We start from the raw sequence: 18,115 nt of genomic DNA on the forward strand, positions 1-18,115 counted from the left end.
AATCCTTTGCTAAAAAATCTTTCTTTGAAAGCACCAGGAACATACTATCACAGCATGATCATATCTAACTTAGCGGAAAGCTCTGCTGAGATTATCAATGGAAATATGGTTTTAGCCAGGGTAGGTTCTTATTTCCACGATATAGGGAAGGTGTGGAGACCTCAGTTTTTTTCCGAGAATCAAAAGAATAAAAACCCTCATTCCGATATAAGTGCTAAATTAAGTTCTTTGATTTTAAACAACCATGTCACTTATGGTATCGAATTGGCAAAAAAACACCGTTTACCTATACTAATAGAGGATATGATAGCACAGCATCATGGCACAAGGGTTAAGCAATTCTTTTACAGCGAATATTATAATCAAACAGGGATAAAAGATACCAACATGTTCAGATATCCCGGACCTATTCCTCAATTTAAGGAAGCTGCCATACTTATGATATGCGATGTAACTGAAGCCATGGTAAGAAGTATGCAAGACTTAAGCGCTGTTGATCTTAATGAAAAACTTGATAATTTGATAAACTCCCTTTTTTTTGAAGGACAGTTAGATGATTGTGGATTAACACTTAGAGAAGTCAAAAAGATAAAAGGCAGAATTATTAGAACCATAATGGAAATGAATCATAAAAGGATATCCTATCCCAAAGTTGAGGCAAAAGAACTTAAAGAGTAGAGGAGAACGCCTTTGAAAATAAACGTTATAAACCAACAAGAGTTAAGAGAGATAGACACTAAAATAATCAAAGATATCGCCAAAAAACTTCTTCTAAACGAGGTTGGCGAAGGGGATTTTGAATTAAACATATTAATCACCGACGATAAGAATATAAGCGAATACAATAAATATAGAGGCAAAAGTTCACCTACGGATGTTTTATCCTTTTCTTATGGTTTAAACGAACCTGTCATTGGAGATATTGTCATTTCTGTTGAAAGTATAGAAAAACAAGCGCCTGATTTTGGCAATTCATTTGAAGAAGAATTCTATTATATACTTATTCATGGCTTACTACACATCGTTGGCTACGATCATGAAAACTCTGAAGAAGATGCTAAAAAAATGTTTGACGTTCAAGATCAATATTTTGATCAATTAATCAAAGACAGGAGGAGATAGAGTTGGCTACAGTAAAGCCCTTTAAAGCTTTAAGACCATATAAAGGGATAGAACAGTGTTTTTCTTGCCCACCCTACGATGTACTTGAGGAGGATGAAGTTAAGGAAATAATCTCTAGAAACCCCAATTCTTTCTTGAGGGTAACAAGGTCCGAAGTAGAGGCGAAAGAAGATTCTAAAGAAGCTATTTACAAAAAAGCCAAAGAAAATCTTGAATCCTTTATTAAAAATGGCGTATTAATCAAAGATGTTGAACCATCTTTTTATATTTATCGTGAAACCTGGCAAGGAGTTTCTCAAACAGGTTTTTTTGCTGTGGTGAGCGTGGATGAGTACGACAAAGGGATTATAAAAAAACATGAATTAACAAGAAGTGACAAAGAAGACGACAGGACAAATCACATATTAAATCTAAATGCACAAACTGGACCTGTTTTCTTAACCTACAAAGCCCAAGAAGACTTAAAAGCAATCATTGACAAGCTTATAAAAAACAAGGAAATTCTTTATTCCTTTTGCGATGAAAACAATGTGAAACATGAACTCATCAAAATCCAAGAAGAAAACGAAAGGGAACAAATCGAAAAAGCTTTCAATACTATCGAATATCTTTACATTGTAGATGGACACCATAGGGCTGCTGCCGCTTCCAGAGTTCAAAAAATACTGAAAGAAAAAGACACAAGTTACTCTTTGAATAAACCCTACAATTATTTTATGGCCGCTATTTTCCCCCACAACGAACTCAGAATACTCCCGTACAATAGAATTGTTAAAGATCTAAATGGTTTAAATGAAGATGAATTTTTGAAAAAGATGGGTTCTTATTTTGAAGTAGAAGAAGCTCCCTTTTCACCTTATTCTCCTGATTCCTCACACTCTTTTGGAATGTATCTTCAAAAAAAATGGTACAAACTCACATTTAGAGGTGAAGAAAGTGAAGATCCTGTAGAAAACCTTGATGTACAAATATTGCAAAAATACTTATTAGATCCCATACTTTCCATAAAAGATCCCAGAACCGATCCAAGAATATATTTCCTGGGTGGTATTAGAGGTGTAAAAGAAATCGAAAAGTGGGTAGACAAAAAAGATTGGAAAGTTGGATTTTCTATGTATCCCACTCAAATAGACCAACTCTTAAAAGTTGCAGAGATGAACAAGATAATGCCACCTAAATCCACTTGGTTTGAACCAAAATTGAGGAGTGGCTTATTAATTCATGAATTAAGCTGAGCCTTTTTCCCACACATTAGAGGTGGTAGTTATAAAATACTATAATTTTGATTTAAAAAACAAAATCGAAGAAATTAAAACTCACGCCGTTGATGAAAAAATTCTATTAGATGAAATAAGGATATTTGAAAATAATCTATACGGAATAAAAAGAAAATGGAAGATTTTATCTTCTCATAACTCGGTTGATTTCATAAAACGCATACTATGCCCCAGTGACAACGTTATGCTAACCTATTATCATGATGAGAAAGGTGAAATGTCTAAATATCTCGTTTATATAGATTTTGGTAAATACAATGTCAGCAGTGACAATATTGAATTTCAAGATCAAGAATTAGATCTTCTAGTTTATAACAACTTAAAATACAAAATACTCGATATGGACGAATTATTAAAAGCTTTTGAATGCAAAAAGGTCACCTTATCTGATATGCAAAAAAATTTAATAACTCTTGAGCATTTTATTAATAATTTTAATTATTTGGGTGTAATTGACGCTATTAATTTGAAATTCGGCCCCAATGCTATTAATTGGCTTTTGAAAAACAAAACTTCGGCAAGCAGTGGAGTCTAAGGGACCAGAGGTCCCTTCCTTAAAAAAGGGTGCGGAGCAAAGTGAAGAGTAAAGACCCTTTAATCCTTATGGGTGGGGAGCGGGGCGAAGGGGCGCTAAAAAAGTTTCTAATGACAGTTACCACTTCAAAACTGGAGGAGAAAAAATTGAGAAAACTTTATCGTTCCAGAGAAAATAAGATTTTAGCCGGTGTTTGCGGAGGCTTAGGTGAGTATTTTCAAATAGACCCTGTCATTATACGACTGCTATGGATTGTGTTAAGCCTAGTTTGGGGATTCGGGGTTATTTTGTACATAATCGCAATTTTTATAATCCCTCCTGAACCTCAACAAAATCATTATTCTGATAATTTTGAAGAAACCCCCGAAAACGAGCATCACCATGTTTCACATAATTTAGAAGATGAAGACAGAAAAGTCGTTATAGGGTTGTTTGCTTTACTATTTATCGTAATTGGGTTAATTATTTTGGTAAGTATAATAACTCCTTCGACATTTTTCTTTAGAAATTTTATCAAAATCGTGATAAGTATATTACTGATCGGAATTGGTGCATATTTAATTTCAACCTCAAGGACTAAAAAATAGTTTTGGATCTCGTGCCAAGTTATATAGCTTAATTAATCTTGAAAATCGAAAAGGGCCTTTTGGCCCTTATTTTTCAATAGGCAAAAATAAAGAAAACACAGTTCCTTTTCCAACTTCACTCTTCACTTCTATTCTTCCATCATGAGCATTAACGATCTCTTTAACAATTGCTAGCCCCAGACCAGTACTTTTTTCACTGCTTGTCCTTGCTTTGTCTCCCCTATAGAAACGATCGAATATTCTATGTAAATCTTCTTTAGGAATACCTCTACCCGTATCTTCTATCGATATTTTAGCAAAATTACCTCTTTTAACAGAAGAAATAGTAACTTTTCCTTCATCCGTATACTTTAAAGAATTATCTAAAATATTTATAATAGCTTCTTTTAATTTTTCTTTATCTGCCCTGATATATAGCTCTTCCAACTTTGCAACTTCTACTGCTAGACCTTTGTTGTGGTACAATGGACTAACTTTTTTTATTACTTCTTCCAACAAAGATTTCAAATTAATTTTGGTAAAATTATAAAATTGAGTTTTGTTATCACTTCTGGCTAAAAAAAGCAATTTATCGATAATTTCTGACATATAAGAAGTTTCTTCCAAGATCAACTCTAATGATTTTTTATACTCTTCTATTGACCTGTCTTTTTTCAAAGACAAACTACTTTCCGCTTGAATTATTGAAAGTGGGGTTCTTAAATCATGAGAAACATCCGCGGTGAATTGTTTCTGTTGTTCAAAGGCTTTTTCAAGCCTAGAAATCATTTGATTCAACGTAGAAGCTAACCTTCCCAACTCGTCTTGGGAGTTTACTTTTATTCTTTCAGTTAAATTATTTTCTTCAATATTCTTTGCAGTATTTATAATTTTTTCAACAGGTCTAAGAGAACTATCGGCGTAAAAAAATCCCCCTATCCCCGCAAGAATCATTACCAAAACACCTGTCGATATCAAAATCATTTTCAAACGAGCCAAAACATTCTCTATCTCATTAGTAAATCTTCCAATGATTATGACAACATTCGAATTTTCTTTTAGTTGTGCGTTTGAAATATAAAATCTAGTGTTCCAATTGAAGTCGGTAGTTAAATTGAAGAAAAATGTTTCGCCTGCATTGGCTTTTTGTACCTTCCCCTGAATGTCTGGTATTTTTATAAGATAGCCATAAAATCTTAACAAACTAGCATCATCACTATAAACGTAAATCATTTCGTTCGGCAACGCTTTTATATTTACGATATTTTCAACATTCTCTGCTTGTTCTAATACTCCTTTAAAATCATCCATCCTTGTCAACAAAAAATTATCAATGTTATCATATAGGCTATACCTTAAAGCATAAAAAGAACTTAGCCCAAATACTAAAAGCAAAATGGCCATTATTAGTAAGTACCAAACGGTCAATTTGAATTTTATGCTCTTAAAAAAACTTAAGATACCGTTAACCTATAACCAGCTCCTCTAACAGTCTCTAGAATTTTACCTTCTTTATCTCCAATTTTCTTTCTCAACCTTCTTATATACACGTCTATAACGTTTGAGTTACCTTCAAAATCGATATCCCACATTTTCTCCTCAAGAATAGTTCTGGTAACTACTATTTTTGGGTTTCTCATAAAATACTCCAAGATATTGTATTCCTTCGGGGTTAATTTCAATTTTTTCTCCCCCATCCAAACCTCTCTTGTTAAGGTGTTTAAGGTTAAATCTCCCACTTTAAGAACTGGGTTACGAGTGAAACTTTCTCTTCTTAATAAAGATCTAACCCTTGCAAATAATTCATCGAAATCAAAAGGTTTTACCAAATAATCATCCGCTCCGGAATCCAAACCCTTAACTCTGTCCCCCACACTATCCTTTGCAGTTAACATCAATATTGGAGTATTGATGTTTTCTTTTCTTATATTTTGACAAACGGTTATCCCATCTTTTTTTGGTAGCATTATATCTAAAATTATCAAATCGTATGAAGAATATTTTGCATAGTTTTCCGCTTCTTCTCCGTCGTAAACAACATCGATACAGTATCCTTCTTCCGTAAGTCCCCTTTTTATTATATAAGCAAGTTTTTCTTCATCCTCAACAACAAGGATTTTCATAATTATTCACCACCATAATTAATATTCTACCACAACTAATTTTCTGACTCTCAAATTAAAGTTTTATGAAAAAAATAACTTTTTAAATGTTAACAAACCACATGAAAAAGGCAGCCATTGGAGCCATCGTCAAATTATCGTTTAACCAATTACCAAACCCCTCCACAACAGTTGCCGAAAGAGCACCCACAATCAAGGCCATATAACTAATCGGTAAACCAATCAAATTCATGTAAACAGCTCCCGATGCAAAAGAAATGAAAAAACACGCTAAACTCCCCTCCACCGACTTCCCTTTCAACCATTGATGTTTACCCCACTTTTTTCCAACCAATACAGCCCAAGAATCTCCCAGTGCTAACATCACAATAGAGATCAAAGAATATGGAACAGGGAACAATCCTGCAATAGCTGAACCCATAAGAAAATAACTTGTTCCTGAAATCTTATAAGCCTCTTCGCTTTTTCCAACGGGTTTAAAAATTTTCTTCAAAAACTCATTTATACTTTTTGAGTATTTTCTTATTAATTCAAGAGAAAGAGCTATTAAACCAGCAATTACAACAATATATCTAAAAACCACAGGACCCCAAAGTGGGTAAGCAAGCGTTGGGAACAAAAGGCCCATATAACGCCAGATCTTTCTTCTAACAAAATTATCTTTTAAAGGCTCTTTTACCTCTCGGAAAACTCTTTTCAAATTCTCCCAACCTTTAATAAAAAGCCAAGCTACCAAAATAATAGTCAAAATAGTGCCCAATAAATCCATAGTACCTCTCAGATATCCTATCAAAATAACAAAAGGCCACAAAAATGACAAAACGAACATTATCCCTTTACCAAAAGTAAGCCATAACGTTCCAGCTAATATACCAAAAGCCGCAGACTCCAATGGAAACAAAACAACAAAAGACCCCACAGCTGCTGCTACCCCAACTCCACCTTTACCCTTCAACCAAATAGACCAAGAATGACCTATTATTGCTACTAAAGCAAGTAATGGCCACCAACTCTTACCTATACCAAGCAAAAAACCGATTAAAATAGCCAAACCCCCTTTGGTTGAATCTCCTGTAAAAGATAATACACCTGCTACAGGTCCGGCTATTTTCCAAGCGTTAGTTGTGCCGACATTTTTAGTTCCTTCTTTTCTAATATCCTTTCCAGAAAAAATTTTTGCAAAAATAAAACTCCATGGTATCGAACCGATAAGATAACTCGCAACCAACGAGATTAAAAGTTCCACATCGATCACCTCTTATTTTTTATTATACTCTTTTTTTCAAATCCTTAGAAAAAATGAGAAAAATCAACCTAATCAAAAATATTTGGATTTAATTGGATTACATTGACTATAATCAGGTAAAATCAAGGTTGACTTTTTGTTTATTTTAATTTAAAATGGATACGAATAAATTCGATTTTAGAATGAATTAATTAAAGGAGTCAGAAAAACATGCCAGTTAAAATTTCTTTTATAGGAGCAGGTAGTGTCAGATACACAGTGAAATTAGTAGGGGATTTAGCAAAGACAAAGGAATTAAACGGAAGTTTAATCTCTTTCATGGACATAGACGAAGAACGATTAAATGCCGTAGATAACCTTGCTAAAAGATACACTGAAGAAATAGGTGGAAATCTTAAATTTGAGAAAACTACCAACCGTGAAGAATCTTTAAAAGATGCAGACTTTGTTATAAACACAGCATTATACAGAGCACCAGGTCATGAAGATGGATATGTAAGTTATGAAATCATGAGAGATGTTGCAGAAAAATATGGTTACTACAGAGGAATAGATAGTCAAGAATTCAACATGGTGTCGGATTATTATACATTCACAAACTACAATCATCTGAAATTATCATTAGATATAGCCAAATCGATCGAAAAAATATGTCCGAATGCATGGCTTATACAAACTGCTAACCCTGTTTTCGAAATTACACAATTGATTAAAAGGCTGACTAATGTAAAAGTAGTAGGCTTTTGTCATGGGGTTGGAGGTGTCCACGAAGTTCTAAAAACTTTAGGATTAGAAGAAAAAGAAACTGATTGGCAGGTAGCTGGAGTGAACCATGGGATTTGGTTAAACCGATTTTTATACAAGGGCGAAGAGGCTTACCCAATCTTAGACAAATGGATAGAAGAAGAATCAAATAATTGGGAACCAAAAAATCCTTGGGATACCCATTTAGCTCCAGCAGTTATCGATATGTACAAATTCTATGGATTGTTACCCATAGGAGACACAACTAGAAACAGCACTTGGAAACATCATCATAGTTTACAAGCAAAAAAGAAATGGTATGGAAAGTTTGGGGGGATAGACAACGAAGTTGAAAGGCCAAAGTTCTATGAAGAACTACGTCAAATAAAAAGAATGATAATTCAAGTTTCAAAAGATCCAAGTATCAAAATTACAGAAAACTGGCCTGAAGAATTTCCAAAAGAAAAAATGAGTGGCGAACAACAGATACCTTTTATAAACGCTTTAACTAATGACGTTGAAGCACGATTATTCCTGAATGTTTTGAATAATGGAACGATAAAAAATATTCCTGACGATGTAGTGGTAGAAGTTCCTGTAAAAGTTAACAAAAATGGAATATTCTCTGAAAAGATACAACCGGATCTACCAGAAAAGATTAAAAATTACTATATAGTTCCCAGAATCACAAGAATGGAAATGGCATTAGAAGCCTTTATAACAGGAGATAGAGCTATTTTAGAAGAAGTTTTAGTAAGAGATCCAAGAACCAAAAATTACGATGATATTCCTAAGTTGTGGGATGAAATATTCAATCTACCTTTTAACAAGGAAATGAAGAAGCATTATAGAAGGTAATAACAAGTTTAAACGAAGGGGGTGATTTATAAACTTGAAGAAAATGGATATATAAGGGCAAGAATAATTGGTTTAAACGAAGGGGGTGATTTGTAAGCGTTAAAAAAAGATTCATTATTTGTCGAGGATGATAACAAGTATTCTGATTCTTGGAGATTGGAAAAAACCAAATTACAGGAGGTGTTTATGGTGAAAAAGAGTTTTGTTTTGGTATTAACAGTAGTTTTTGTTATGGTCTTATCAGTAAGCGCAATAGCTAAGAAGCCTATTGTGCTTAAACTAGCAGAAAATCAGCCCGTGAATAACCCAGTTACAGTAGCTGATGAATATTTTGCAGAACTTGTAAAAGAAAAAACTAATGGTAATGTTATTGTGGAAGTGTATCCTGGTGCTGTTTTAGGCGAGGAAGTTGACAGTATTCAACAGGTAAGAGCGGGGGTTATTGCTATGGCGAGGGTAAATACAGTACCTCTGGCGGAATTTATTCCAGAAGTTGGTGTCTTTACTCTTCCCTATATTTTTGCTAACACTGACCATAAGTGGGAAGTTCTCGATGGTCCTATTGGGAATAGTGTATTGGAATCTTTTGAAAAAGCAGGTCTTGTAGGTTTGAATTATTATGAAGCTGGAAGCCGGAATTTCTATACAGTTAAAAAACCTATAAAAAGTTTGGCTGATTTAAAGGGGTTAAAAATTAGGGTTCAACCATCAGAAATTTCACTTGAAATGGTAAGATTACTTGGTGGGATTCCTACACCACTAAGTTATGGTGAAGTTTATAGCGCCTTACAGACCGGAGTTATAGATGGAGCTGAAAATGATTTTGTTAGTTACTATACTTCAAGTCATTATGAAGTGGCTCCATATTACACTCTTGATGGACATTTAAGTCCTCCTGCAGTAACAATAATGAATAAAGACATTTTCTACGATTTGCCGAAAGAATATCAACAAGCAATTCTGGAGGCTGCCAAAGAGGCTCAATCTTTTGAAATAGAGGAAATGTTAGCTTTCGAAGAGGAATCGAGAGAAATAGTAGTTGCTGCAGGAGTACAAATTTTTGAAGTTGACGTTGTAGAATTTCAGGAAGCCGTTGAGCCCATTTATGATATGTATCCCGAATACACAGAAATAATCGAACAAATAAGGGCTTTACAGTAAGCAGATCTACTTTGCCGTGGGAATTGTACCGAGGGAAGTAAAAAAGTTCTTCCATACCCACTTCAGAAATAGGTAAAAGCAACGATTAACGAAAGGTAAAATAAGTTAATAGAAGAAAAAAGTACTAAAATTTTAGATAATTATCTAAAATGCTCTTTGAAAATCAAAATAATTCTTCGAAAAATAGAAAAGTAGTTAGAATTGAAGAATTTTCTAGGAAAAATACGCATGAAAGATGTACAATTAATGAATAACCGTTTATTTGGGAAGTATTGAAAAAGGTTTAAATCTTCTAAAGAAACAAGTTAAGAAGTTAAACCTACTAAGATCCAAGTACTTAACAACTTTTTTCAAAAGGACCAAAGCATAATTCTTGTCATGGCGGCAAGCAGGGGAAACCACGGTGAAGATAGGAACATTGAAAAAGGGTTACTCTTAAGGAAGTGAATCAACTCCCTTACTGTAAAATCCTTAATTTTCTGAACGAAGATAGCCTTAAGTAAAGCCCGACGGGAGTACCCTGTTCTGCCCATCTTATTATTGAAATCTGGGACAACGGACCAATCGATCATATCGATTAAATCGAGTAGTCAAGTATGATAGTCCCCTATTTAATTAAAAAAATTTTAAATATTTTCTATTTAAAAAATCCTTATTCAGTCGTACTTCTAGGTTGAAAGTATCAGTTGCTGTTTATTCAGGTTACTATTTCTCTCTTCCTTTTTAATTTTTTGCTGTATAATTGCCATGAACTCTCATTTCTTGATTTTATAATTGGTAATGATAGTCAGGATCATATTTTTTCCCGCTCTTTACCAGTGAATATATTATTCTCAACAATTTTCCCGCTACAGCTAACACAGCAACAGTATGTGATTTACCTCGAGCACGTAGTTTCATGTAATAATTTTTGAAGTATTCATTGTTTTTAATAGCAGCGGCGGCAGCGATGTAAACAGCTTTTCTTAGGTACCTGTTACCTTTTCTATTGATAAACCAACCTTTTTTCATTTGACCCGATTCCTCTGTACGAAGATCGATGCCAACGAAAGTTACCAACATTCTATTCTTTTTTGAAGAGCTAACTCATGTGCATCATTGCCACTTGCTATTGAATTTTTAGAAAGTGTAATGATTTGGTCCAACTTATTTTCATCGAAATGCAATTGATTATCTATCTTCATCGCATCGATAAGCTGTTTTTTGTTAGCTGTAGCGATCTTACTTGCAGAAGGGAAATTATGCAATAAATTCATTAAACTCTTGGTAAAGATATTGGATTGAAAAGATTCCAATTCTGGAAACAAAAGGTAGACATAACGTCTGATTTCATTCTTAACCCTTGAAATCTCCTCAGAAAGGTTGACGATCTCGCTAGAGTATTGAGTGAAATTATCTATCTCCTTAGAAGAAGGAATCTTGTCTGGATACCTTCCTTGAACCCCCTTCGGGGCGTTTCCTTTTAACCAAATGGAGATTAGATTGGAATCAATATTATCGTTTTTAGAATGGCGAAGAGTTTCACTTTTTCTGAATTCTTTCAACAAAAGGGGATTAATGATATGGACATCGTAATCGTGTTTAAGTAGATAAGAAAACAGATGTTGATGGTAAACAGAAGTGGATTCCATACCAATTATAATCTCTCTTTTGTTGAACTTTTTAAGGATCTTGTCGAAAGTTGTGAAACCACTCATATTCTGCTTGAGTTTACCACTATCGATTTTGGTCCTATCTGAATCGGAGATGTAGTAATGAAAAGAGTTTTTAGAAATGTCAATACCAACAAAATACATATTTTTTCACCTCGCTTTAGTATTGTTTGAGGATCCGCCTTTTACAACCATCTTTCTAATACGGCCTTGAAAGGTCAATCAAGTATCGGATTTATGGGCGGAAGGTGGGTAGCGAACAAACTACTCCACGAACTTAAAAGTTCAGACAGGATGGGCGTTCTACTACCCACTCACTTTTTAAAGAAAATAGCTGTTTATGCTTATATTGTATCATCCAATATCATAGAAGATACTCAAATTCAGAATGTTCTTTCATATAGTCAGAGTAGACGAAATCGAAGTACAGTTGAGAAGAGTTACCATATAATGACAATTGGATGACCTCCTTACGAGATAATAAAGATGTGGTATCAAATAAATTATACAGTGAGGAGGCAAAAGTATAATACTGAAGGTATTAAAAGTTAGTTACAATGCAAGTTTAAGAGTTTCTAAAGGCAGGGTATAAAATAACTGATAGGAGGCCTTAAAATGATAAAAGCACTTAGATTAATTTATAGGTGGGTAAATAAATTAATTGAGTTAATATGCATTTTAATTTTACTTTTTTTGGTTGTAATTACCTCACAGCAGGTATTAATGAGGTTTATATTTAATAGACCAGCTAGTTGGGGAGAAGAATTATCAATAATATTGTTAATCTGGTTTGGCTATTTGGGAATAATAATAGGCCTTCGAGATGATAAACATATAAGCATTAGTTTTTTGGTAAATAAATTCCCTGAAAAGGTTAAAAAATTAGTTGACATATTAGGTAGGCTTTTAATTGCCTGGTTTAGTCTTTTGATGTTTCAGCATGGGTTGCAAATAGTGAAATTAGATGCTATTCGTGAGATGCCCGCAACTGGTATTCCTGCTTCTTATGTAAGCTTTGCTTTGGTTATAACAGGATTGTTAATTTTAATCGAATCAGTTCTTAAAATCTTTATTCCTACTACTGATACCTTAAGAAAATAGATATATAAATGCAAAGGGAAAAGAGGTGTTAACATGGAGGTTGGAGGCATTTTAGTTCTTATCGGTAGTTTCTTTTTATTGATGTTTCTTAATGTGCCAATTGCATTTTCTTTGGGTATTTCTTCGGTAATTACTGTTTGGTATCTTGATCTCCCAACTATTATTATTTTTCAAAAGATGCTCACAGGGTTACAAAGTTTTACCTTTCTGGCCGTCCCCTTTTTTATTATGGTGGGTTTAATAATGGGAGAGGGAGGTATATCTACTAAATTAATCAAGTTTTCAAACCTTGTTGTTGGCAGAATCCGTGGTGGACTTGCTATGGTAAATGTGTTAGTCAGTATGCTTTTTGGAGGAATTTCTGGTTCTTCTGTGGCAGATGTTTCATCTATTGGAACTATACTAATACCAATGATGAGGGAAAAGGGCTATGATGATGATTATTCAGTTGCTGTAACAGTTACATCTTCTATTCAGGGAGTTATTATTCCTCCCAGTCAGAATATGATTTACTATTCACTCGCAGCTGGGGGAGTTTCTGTAGGGAAATTATTTATGGCGGGTTATATACCTGGTATTCTTTTTGGCATAACATTAATGATTTTAACTTATTTTTTAGCTATAAAAAGAGGATACCCTAAAGAACAATCTATCCCTTTAAACCAGGCGGGAAAAATTGTTTTAGATGCACTTCTTGGATTAACAACCGTAGTGATTATTATTGGGGGGATTGTATTTGGCGTTTTTACAGCCACAGAGTCGGCAGCAATAGCAGTGGTTTATGTGCTTTTTTTAACAACCATTATTTATAGATCCTTAAATTTTAAGAAATTTGTTAAGATTTTAAAAGAAACAATAAGTACATTATCGGTAATAATTGCTGTTATTGCTACTTCCAGTGCCTTTGGATGGCTTTTAGCTTATCTAAATGTTCCGGAATTAGTAATGAACTTACTAATGAATATATCGCCAAACAGAGCAGTGGCTTTGTTAATTATTAATTTGTTCTTACTTATTATAGGAATGTTCATGGACATGGGAATAGCAATATTATTAGTTACTCCAATACTTTTACCTGTTGTTACAGAATTAGGAATGGATCCAATTCAGTTTGGGATAGTGCTTATGATAGGTCTTGGAATTGGTTTAGTTACTCCACCTGTTGGGACTTCTTTATTCGTAGGTTGTTCAATTGCTGGAATAAAATTAGAAGATACTATTAAAATTTTAATCCCTTTTTATTTGGTAATGTTGGCTGTTCTAATGTTGGTAACTTACTGGCCTGATCTTGTTATGTTTCTACCCAATTTTATTTTTAAATAAGATTATTATAAAGCTTTTCAATAAAAAATTCCATAATGATCAAAAAGTCCTTATTTCAAGTTTCACGAAAAATTTATTTATTACCCACTTCAGAAATAGGTAAAAGCAACGATTAACGAAAGGTAAAATAAGTTAATAGAAGAAAAAAGTACTAAAATATTAGATAATTATCTAAAATGCTCTTTGAAAATCAAAATAATTCTTCGAAAAATAGAAAAGTAGTTAGAATTGAAGAATTTTCTAGGAAAAATACGCATGAAAGAAATACAGTTAATGAATAACTGTTCATTGGGGAAGTATTGAAAAGGATTTAAACCTTCTAATGAAACAAGCTAAGAAGCTGTTTCATACATAAGTGTTTTAGGAGAAGTAAAAGTATAATATTGAAGGTATTAAAAGTTGGTTACAATGCATGTTTTAGAATTTCTAAAGAGACTATATAATTAAATTAGAGGAGGCAGAAAAGTTATGGAGACTTTTGTATACTCGACAAAAAAAGAAGCAAGTAAAGCAGCTGCCGAAAAAGCTAGACAAATACTTATTGAAACTATAGATGAAAAAGGGAAGGCTACTTTTGTTGTTGCTACTGGAGCTTCCCAATTGGATTTTCTTGAAGTTTTAACGTCATTCGATTCAATTGATTGGAGTAAAACTACTATGTTTCATCTTGATGAATATATTGGAATTTCTGAGGACCATCCAGCTAGTTTTAGAAGGTATCTTAAAGAAAATTTTATTTCCAAAGTTAATAAAATTGGTGAGATACACCTAATTAATGGCAATAATGATCCAGAAAAAGAATGTAATCGTTTAAATAAAATAATTAAAGATAAGACTATTGATATATCTTTTGTTGGCATAGGTGAAAATGGGCATATTGCATTTAATGAACCCCCTGCAGATTTTGATACAGAGGATCCATTTATTATAGTTGAATTGGATGATAAATCTAAGATGCAACAGGTATATGAAGGTTGGTTTAATTCGATCGAAGAAGTCCCAAGTAAAGCAATTACAATGTCTGTGAAACAAATAATGAAATCAAAAAATATAATCTGTACTGTTCCGGATCTGAGGAAAGCCCAAGCGGTAAAAAATTGTTTTGGTACCCCAGAGATCAATCCAAATTGTCCTGCTTCTGTCTTGAAAACACATAAAAATGCTTTTGTATATTTAGATCGAGAATCTGCGTCCTTATTGTCTAACAAATAAAATAGAATATTTAGAAGTAGTTAATAAAATTAAACCGGAGATTACATATAATTAAACCAAACAACGGACTACTCGATCATATCGATTAAATCGAGAAGATACTTAAATTCGGAATGTTCTTTCATATAATCAGAGTAGACGAAATCGAAGTACAGTTGAGAAGAGTTACCATATAATGACAATTGGATGACCTCCTTACGAGATAATAAAGATGTGGTATCAAATAAATTATACAGTGAGGAGGCAAAAGTATAATACTGAAGGTATTAAAAGTTAGTTACAATGCATGTTTTAGAGTTTCTAAAGAGAGTATAATTAAATTATGTGAGGAGGATTTTCATGAGATTAATAATTAGAAATGGAAGTGTTATAACACCAATTAGAGTAATTGATAGGGGTGGAATTATCGTAGAAAAAGGTAAAATTAGTGAAATTTTTACTGGTGAAGATTTTTTTGCCCAAGAAAAAGATAAGATTATTGATGCAGAAGGTAATTATATAAGTCCTGGTTTTATTGATATTCATTCCCACGGGGGTGGGGGGTATGATTTTATGGACGGTTCAGTAGAAGCCATTGAAAAAGGTTCTTTGGCACATTTGAAATATGGTACAACTTCTATTGTTCCAACAACCCTAACAAGTACAAAAAAAGAATTATTTAAAACTCTGGACAGCTATAGAAAAGCAAAAGAACAGATGAAAAATGGACCTAATTTAATAGGGATTCATTTAGAAGGTCCTTATCTTTCTATGGAACAGAGAGGAGCTCAGGATCCAAGGTACATAAAAAACCCTGAACCGGAGGAATATGAGGAAATTTTAAATTATAGTGATGATATTATAAGGTGGACAATTGCTCCTGAATTAAAAGGAGCTCTTGAAATGGGGAGGAAATTAGTTGAAAGAGGAATTTTGCCTTCGATTGGTCATACTAATGCAATTTATGAAGAGGTTTTGAAAGCATTTGAATGTGGATTTTCTCATATTACTCATTTGTATTCAGGAATGTCTATGGTTAAAAGAATAAATGCATATAGATATGCCGGGGTTGTAGAAAGCGCTTTTCTTTTGGATGATGCAAGTGTAGAAATTATTGCCGATGGTAAGCACCTTCCTTCGAGTCTATTGAAGTTGGTCTATAAAATTAAAGGACCAGAAAAGATTTGTTTGGTAACCGATTCGATGAGAGCGGCAGGAATGCCCGACGGCGTTTATACACTGGGAAGTTCAATAGACGGACAAAAAGTTATTGTAGAAGAAGGAGTGGCTAAATTACTGGATAAATCAGCATTTGCTGGTAGTGTAGCCACAGCAAGCAGACTAGTGAAAACAATGGTTACGTTAGCCGATGTCCCTTTACAGGAAGCTGTCAAAATGATGACTTTAACACCAGCTAAGATAATAAAAATTGATGATAGAAAAGGAAGCTTGACCATAGGTAAAGATGCTGATATTGTGATTTTCGATAAAGATATAAACATATTAAAAGTAATAATAAACGGGGAAATTCAATATGAAGCTAATTAAAAAAGGTTGGTTAAGAGGAGAGGATGAAAAATCGAATCTTTGTAGTTTGATATTCTTTATTCTAATCAATTTACCACTTGATTAGAAATTAAATTTTAAAGCTATAAACTTATTAGGCTGTATAATAAAAATAATTGATGAGGTACTTGATCAAAGGGGTAAAAAGATATTACTTCTCATAGATCCAAAAATTAAAAATAAAAAGAGGAAAATGATATCATGAGTAATAAAATTAAAGCACAAATACTTGTTATTGTCAAGGTTTTTAAGTTAAAAGGAGGTCAGAAAAATGTCTTTTTTGGACGAAAATTATTTACTACAAAACAACACTTCGAAGATGTTGTATAATTCAATTAAAGATTTCCCTATCTTAGATGCTCACAATCACGGGGATGTGAAAGAGATCGTTGAGAACAAAGGTTGGGATGACATCTGGCAAGTGGAAGGAGCCACAGATCATTATGTTTGGGAATCAATGAGAAAAAGAGGTGTCCCTGAAGAAAAGATAACTGGAAATGCTTCAAATAAGGAAAAATGGATGGCATTGGCTGAAGTTTTTCCTGAGTTCGTTGGCAATCCTACATACGAATGGATACACCTCGATCTAAAAAGAAGGTTTAAAATAGAGGATAACATTTCAAAGTATACAGCTGAGAAAATATGGCAAGATACTTCTTTATTACTAAAAGGCGAAAGTATGAAACCTCAACGATTACTAAAAGAAATGAATGTAGAAGTAATGTGTACAACAAATGATCCAACAGAGGATCTCTCATACCATGAAAAAGCTAAAGATATTGAAGGAATAAAGATTCTTCCCACTTGGAGACCCGACAAAGCTATGAACATCGAAAAAGAAAATTGGAAAGATTTTGTAGAAAAGTTAGGAGAAATAACAAAAGAAAATGTTGAACATTTTGAGGGGTTTTTAAATGCCCTTTACAAGACTCACAAAAAATTTAACGAATTGGGTGGTGTTTCAAGTGACCATGGGATATTTGAACCAATTTCATCCCCAGTTGAAAGAGAAAGAGTAAAAGAAGTATATGAAAAAGCATTTTCAAAAAAAGAGTTAACGAAACAAGAAATTTCAGACTTCAAATCCTTTATGTTTTATGAATTTGGGACGATGAATGCTGAAAGCAATTGGGTGATGCAATTACATATTGGCGCTATGCGAGATTATAGAGACAAGTTATATAATACTTTGGGGCCAGACACCGGAGGAGATATTTCAACTAGCAACGTTGACTTGGCAAATGGGTTAAAATACTTTTTAAACCAATTTGATGAAAAATTGAAAGTTGTTTTGTACTGTTTGGACCCGTCACTATTTCCAACCGTTGCCACAATAGCAAGGACCTTCCCAAACGTTAGTCTTGGAGCACCTTGGTGGTTCAACGACAGTCCTTTTGGAATGGAGATGTATTTAAAATATATAGCCACCGTAGACCTTTTAAGCGATTTAGCGGGTTGGGTAACAGATTCAAGAAAGCTAATCTCCTACGGTTCAAGGACAGAGATGTTCAGAAGAGAGTTATCTAACGTCGTTGGTGAAATGGTAGAAAAAGGTCAAATACCTATCGGGGAAGCATTTGATTTGGTAAGAGATATTAGTTATTTCAGACCAAAAAGGTTGTTTTTTGAAAAAATTTAGATAAAAATTAT

At 33.5% G+C, this 18,115-nt stretch carries 17 protein-coding genes; 12 read left to right on the forward strand and 5 right to left on the reverse strand.

Features of this window, described 5'->3' with window-relative positions:
• The 5 genes from X926_RS00995 to X926_RS01015 form a co-directional block, all read left to right on the forward strand.
• Positions 1 to 678 (forward strand): HDIG domain-containing metalloprotein (locus X926_RS00995; RefSeq protein WP_146255744.1); only part of this gene is annotated, 678 nt, incomplete at its 5' end.
• Positions 679 to 690: 12 nt separating this feature from the next.
• Complete coding sequence (ybeY, locus tag X926_RS01000; protein ID WP_103064640.1) at positions 691 to 1,122, forward strand: rRNA maturation RNase YbeY; 432 nt, start codon at positions 691 to 693, stop codon at positions 1,120 to 1,122.
• Between the two features lie 2 nt (positions 1,123 to 1,124).
• A complete protein-coding gene (locus X926_RS01005) occupies positions 1,125 to 2,357 on the forward strand; it encodes a DUF1015 domain-containing protein (protein WP_103064641.1) in 1,233 nt (410 codons plus the stop codon).
• A 22-nt stretch (positions 2,358 to 2,379) separates the two neighbouring features.
• A complete protein-coding gene (locus tag X926_RS01010; protein WP_103064642.1) occupies positions 2,380 to 2,934 on the forward strand; it encodes a DUF402 domain-containing protein in 555 nt (184 codons plus the stop codon).
• Positions 2,935 to 2,975: 41 nt separating this feature from the next.
• Positions 2,976 to 3,521, forward strand: coding sequence for a PspC domain-containing protein (locus X926_RS01015; RefSeq protein ID WP_233186650.1), 546 nt, complete (start codon positions 2,976 to 2,978; stop codon positions 3,519 to 3,521).
• Between the two features lie 66 nt (positions 3,522 to 3,587).
• On the opposite strand, the gene X926_RS01020 is transcribed toward X926_RS01015, so the two are convergent.
• The 3 genes from X926_RS01020 to X926_RS01030 all read right to left on the reverse strand — a co-directional run bounded on the left by X926_RS01020 (position 3,588) and on the right by X926_RS01030 (position 6,869).
• Positions 3,588 to 4,928 carry a cell wall metabolism sensor histidine kinase WalK gene (locus X926_RS01020; RefSeq protein ID WP_103064643.1) on the reverse strand — a complete coding sequence of 447 codons (1,341 nt, stop codon included), beginning with the start codon at positions 4,926 to 4,928 and terminating at the stop codon, positions 3,588 to 3,590.
• A gap of 26 nt (positions 4,929 to 4,954) precedes the next feature.
• Positions 4,955 to 5,623, reverse strand: coding sequence for a response regulator transcription factor (locus X926_RS01025; protein ID WP_012208678.1), 669 nt, complete (start codon positions 5,621 to 5,623; stop codon positions 4,955 to 4,957).
• 82 nt (positions 5,624 to 5,705) lie between these two features.
• The gene (locus tag X926_RS01030; protein ID WP_158245165.1) at positions 5,706 to 6,869 is read right to left on the reverse strand and encodes a glycerol-3-phosphate acyltransferase; all 1,164 of its coding nucleotides are present in this window, start codon (positions 6,867 to 6,869) and stop codon (positions 5,706 to 5,708) included.
• 210 nt (positions 6,870 to 7,079) lie between these two features.
• On the opposite strand from X926_RS01030, the gene aglA reads away from it, so the two are divergent.
• Both aglA and X926_RS01040 read left to right on the forward strand, forming a co-directional pair.
• Positions 7,080 to 8,471 (forward strand): alpha-glucosidase AglA, encoded by a 1,392-nt coding sequence (gene aglA / locus X926_RS01035; RefSeq protein ID WP_103064645.1) that lies wholly within the window; start codon positions 7,080 to 7,082, stop codon positions 8,469 to 8,471.
• Between the two features lie 186 nt (positions 8,472 to 8,657).
• Positions 8,658 to 9,632 carry a TRAP transporter substrate-binding protein gene (locus tag X926_RS01040; RefSeq protein ID WP_103064646.1) on the forward strand — a complete coding sequence of 325 codons (975 nt, stop codon included), beginning with the start codon at positions 8,658 to 8,660 and terminating at the stop codon, positions 9,630 to 9,632.
• Between the two features lie 768 nt (positions 9,633 to 10,400).
• Here X926_RS01040 and X926_RS01050 read toward each other — a convergent pair.
• Together X926_RS01050 and X926_RS01055 are read right to left on the reverse strand one after the other, a co-directional pair.
• The gene (locus X926_RS01050; protein ID WP_103064648.1) at positions 10,401 to 10,694 is read right to left on the reverse strand and encodes a transposase; all 294 of its coding nucleotides are present in this window, start codon (positions 10,692 to 10,694) and stop codon (positions 10,401 to 10,403) included.
• Entirely contained in the window at positions 10,685 to 11,428 is a 744-nt protein-coding gene (locus tag X926_RS01055; protein WP_103064649.1) for a transposase, read from the reverse strand. Before X926_RS01055 ends, X926_RS01050 begins: the two co-directional genes overlap by 10 nt.
• A 471-nt stretch (positions 11,429 to 11,899) precedes the next feature.
• Between X926_RS01055 and X926_RS01065 the strand changes: the two genes are divergently transcribed.
• The 5 genes from X926_RS01065 to uxaC all read left to right on the forward strand — a co-directional run bounded on the left by X926_RS01065 (position 11,900) and on the right by uxaC (position 18,104).
• Positions 11,900 to 12,385, forward strand: coding sequence for a TRAP transporter small permease (locus tag X926_RS01065; protein WP_103064651.1), 486 nt, complete (start codon positions 11,900 to 11,902; stop codon positions 12,383 to 12,385).
• A 33-nt stretch (positions 12,386 to 12,418) separates the two neighbouring features.
• Positions 12,419 to 13,708, forward strand: a complete 1,290-nt coding sequence (locus tag X926_RS01070) for a TRAP transporter large permease (protein ID WP_103064652.1) — start codon at positions 12,419 to 12,421, stop codon at positions 13,706 to 13,708.
• A gap of 468 nt (positions 13,709 to 14,176) precedes the next feature.
• Positions 14,177 to 14,920, forward strand: coding sequence for a glucosamine-6-phosphate deaminase (locus tag X926_RS01075; RefSeq protein WP_103064653.1), 744 nt, complete (start codon positions 14,177 to 14,179; stop codon positions 14,918 to 14,920).
• A 339-nt stretch (positions 14,921 to 15,259) separates the two neighbouring features.
• Positions 15,260 to 16,447, forward strand: a complete 1,188-nt coding sequence (nagA, locus tag X926_RS01080; protein ID WP_103064654.1) for an N-acetylglucosamine-6-phosphate deacetylase — start codon at positions 15,260 to 15,262, stop codon at positions 16,445 to 16,447.
• A 289-nt stretch (positions 16,448 to 16,736) separates the two neighbouring features.
• The gene (gene uxaC / locus X926_RS01085) at positions 16,737 to 18,104 is read left to right on the forward strand and encodes a glucuronate isomerase (RefSeq protein WP_103064655.1); all 1,368 of its coding nucleotides are present in this window, start codon (positions 16,737 to 16,739) and stop codon (positions 18,102 to 18,104) included.
• The last annotated feature ends 11 nt before the right edge of the window (positions 18,105 to 18,115 follow it).

This window comes from Petrotoga sp. HWHPT.55.6.3 (assembly GCF_002895495.1).
In the GTDB taxonomy this organism is placed as follows: Bacteria; Thermotogota; Thermotogae; order Petrotogales; family Petrotogaceae; genus Petrotoga; species Petrotoga mobilis.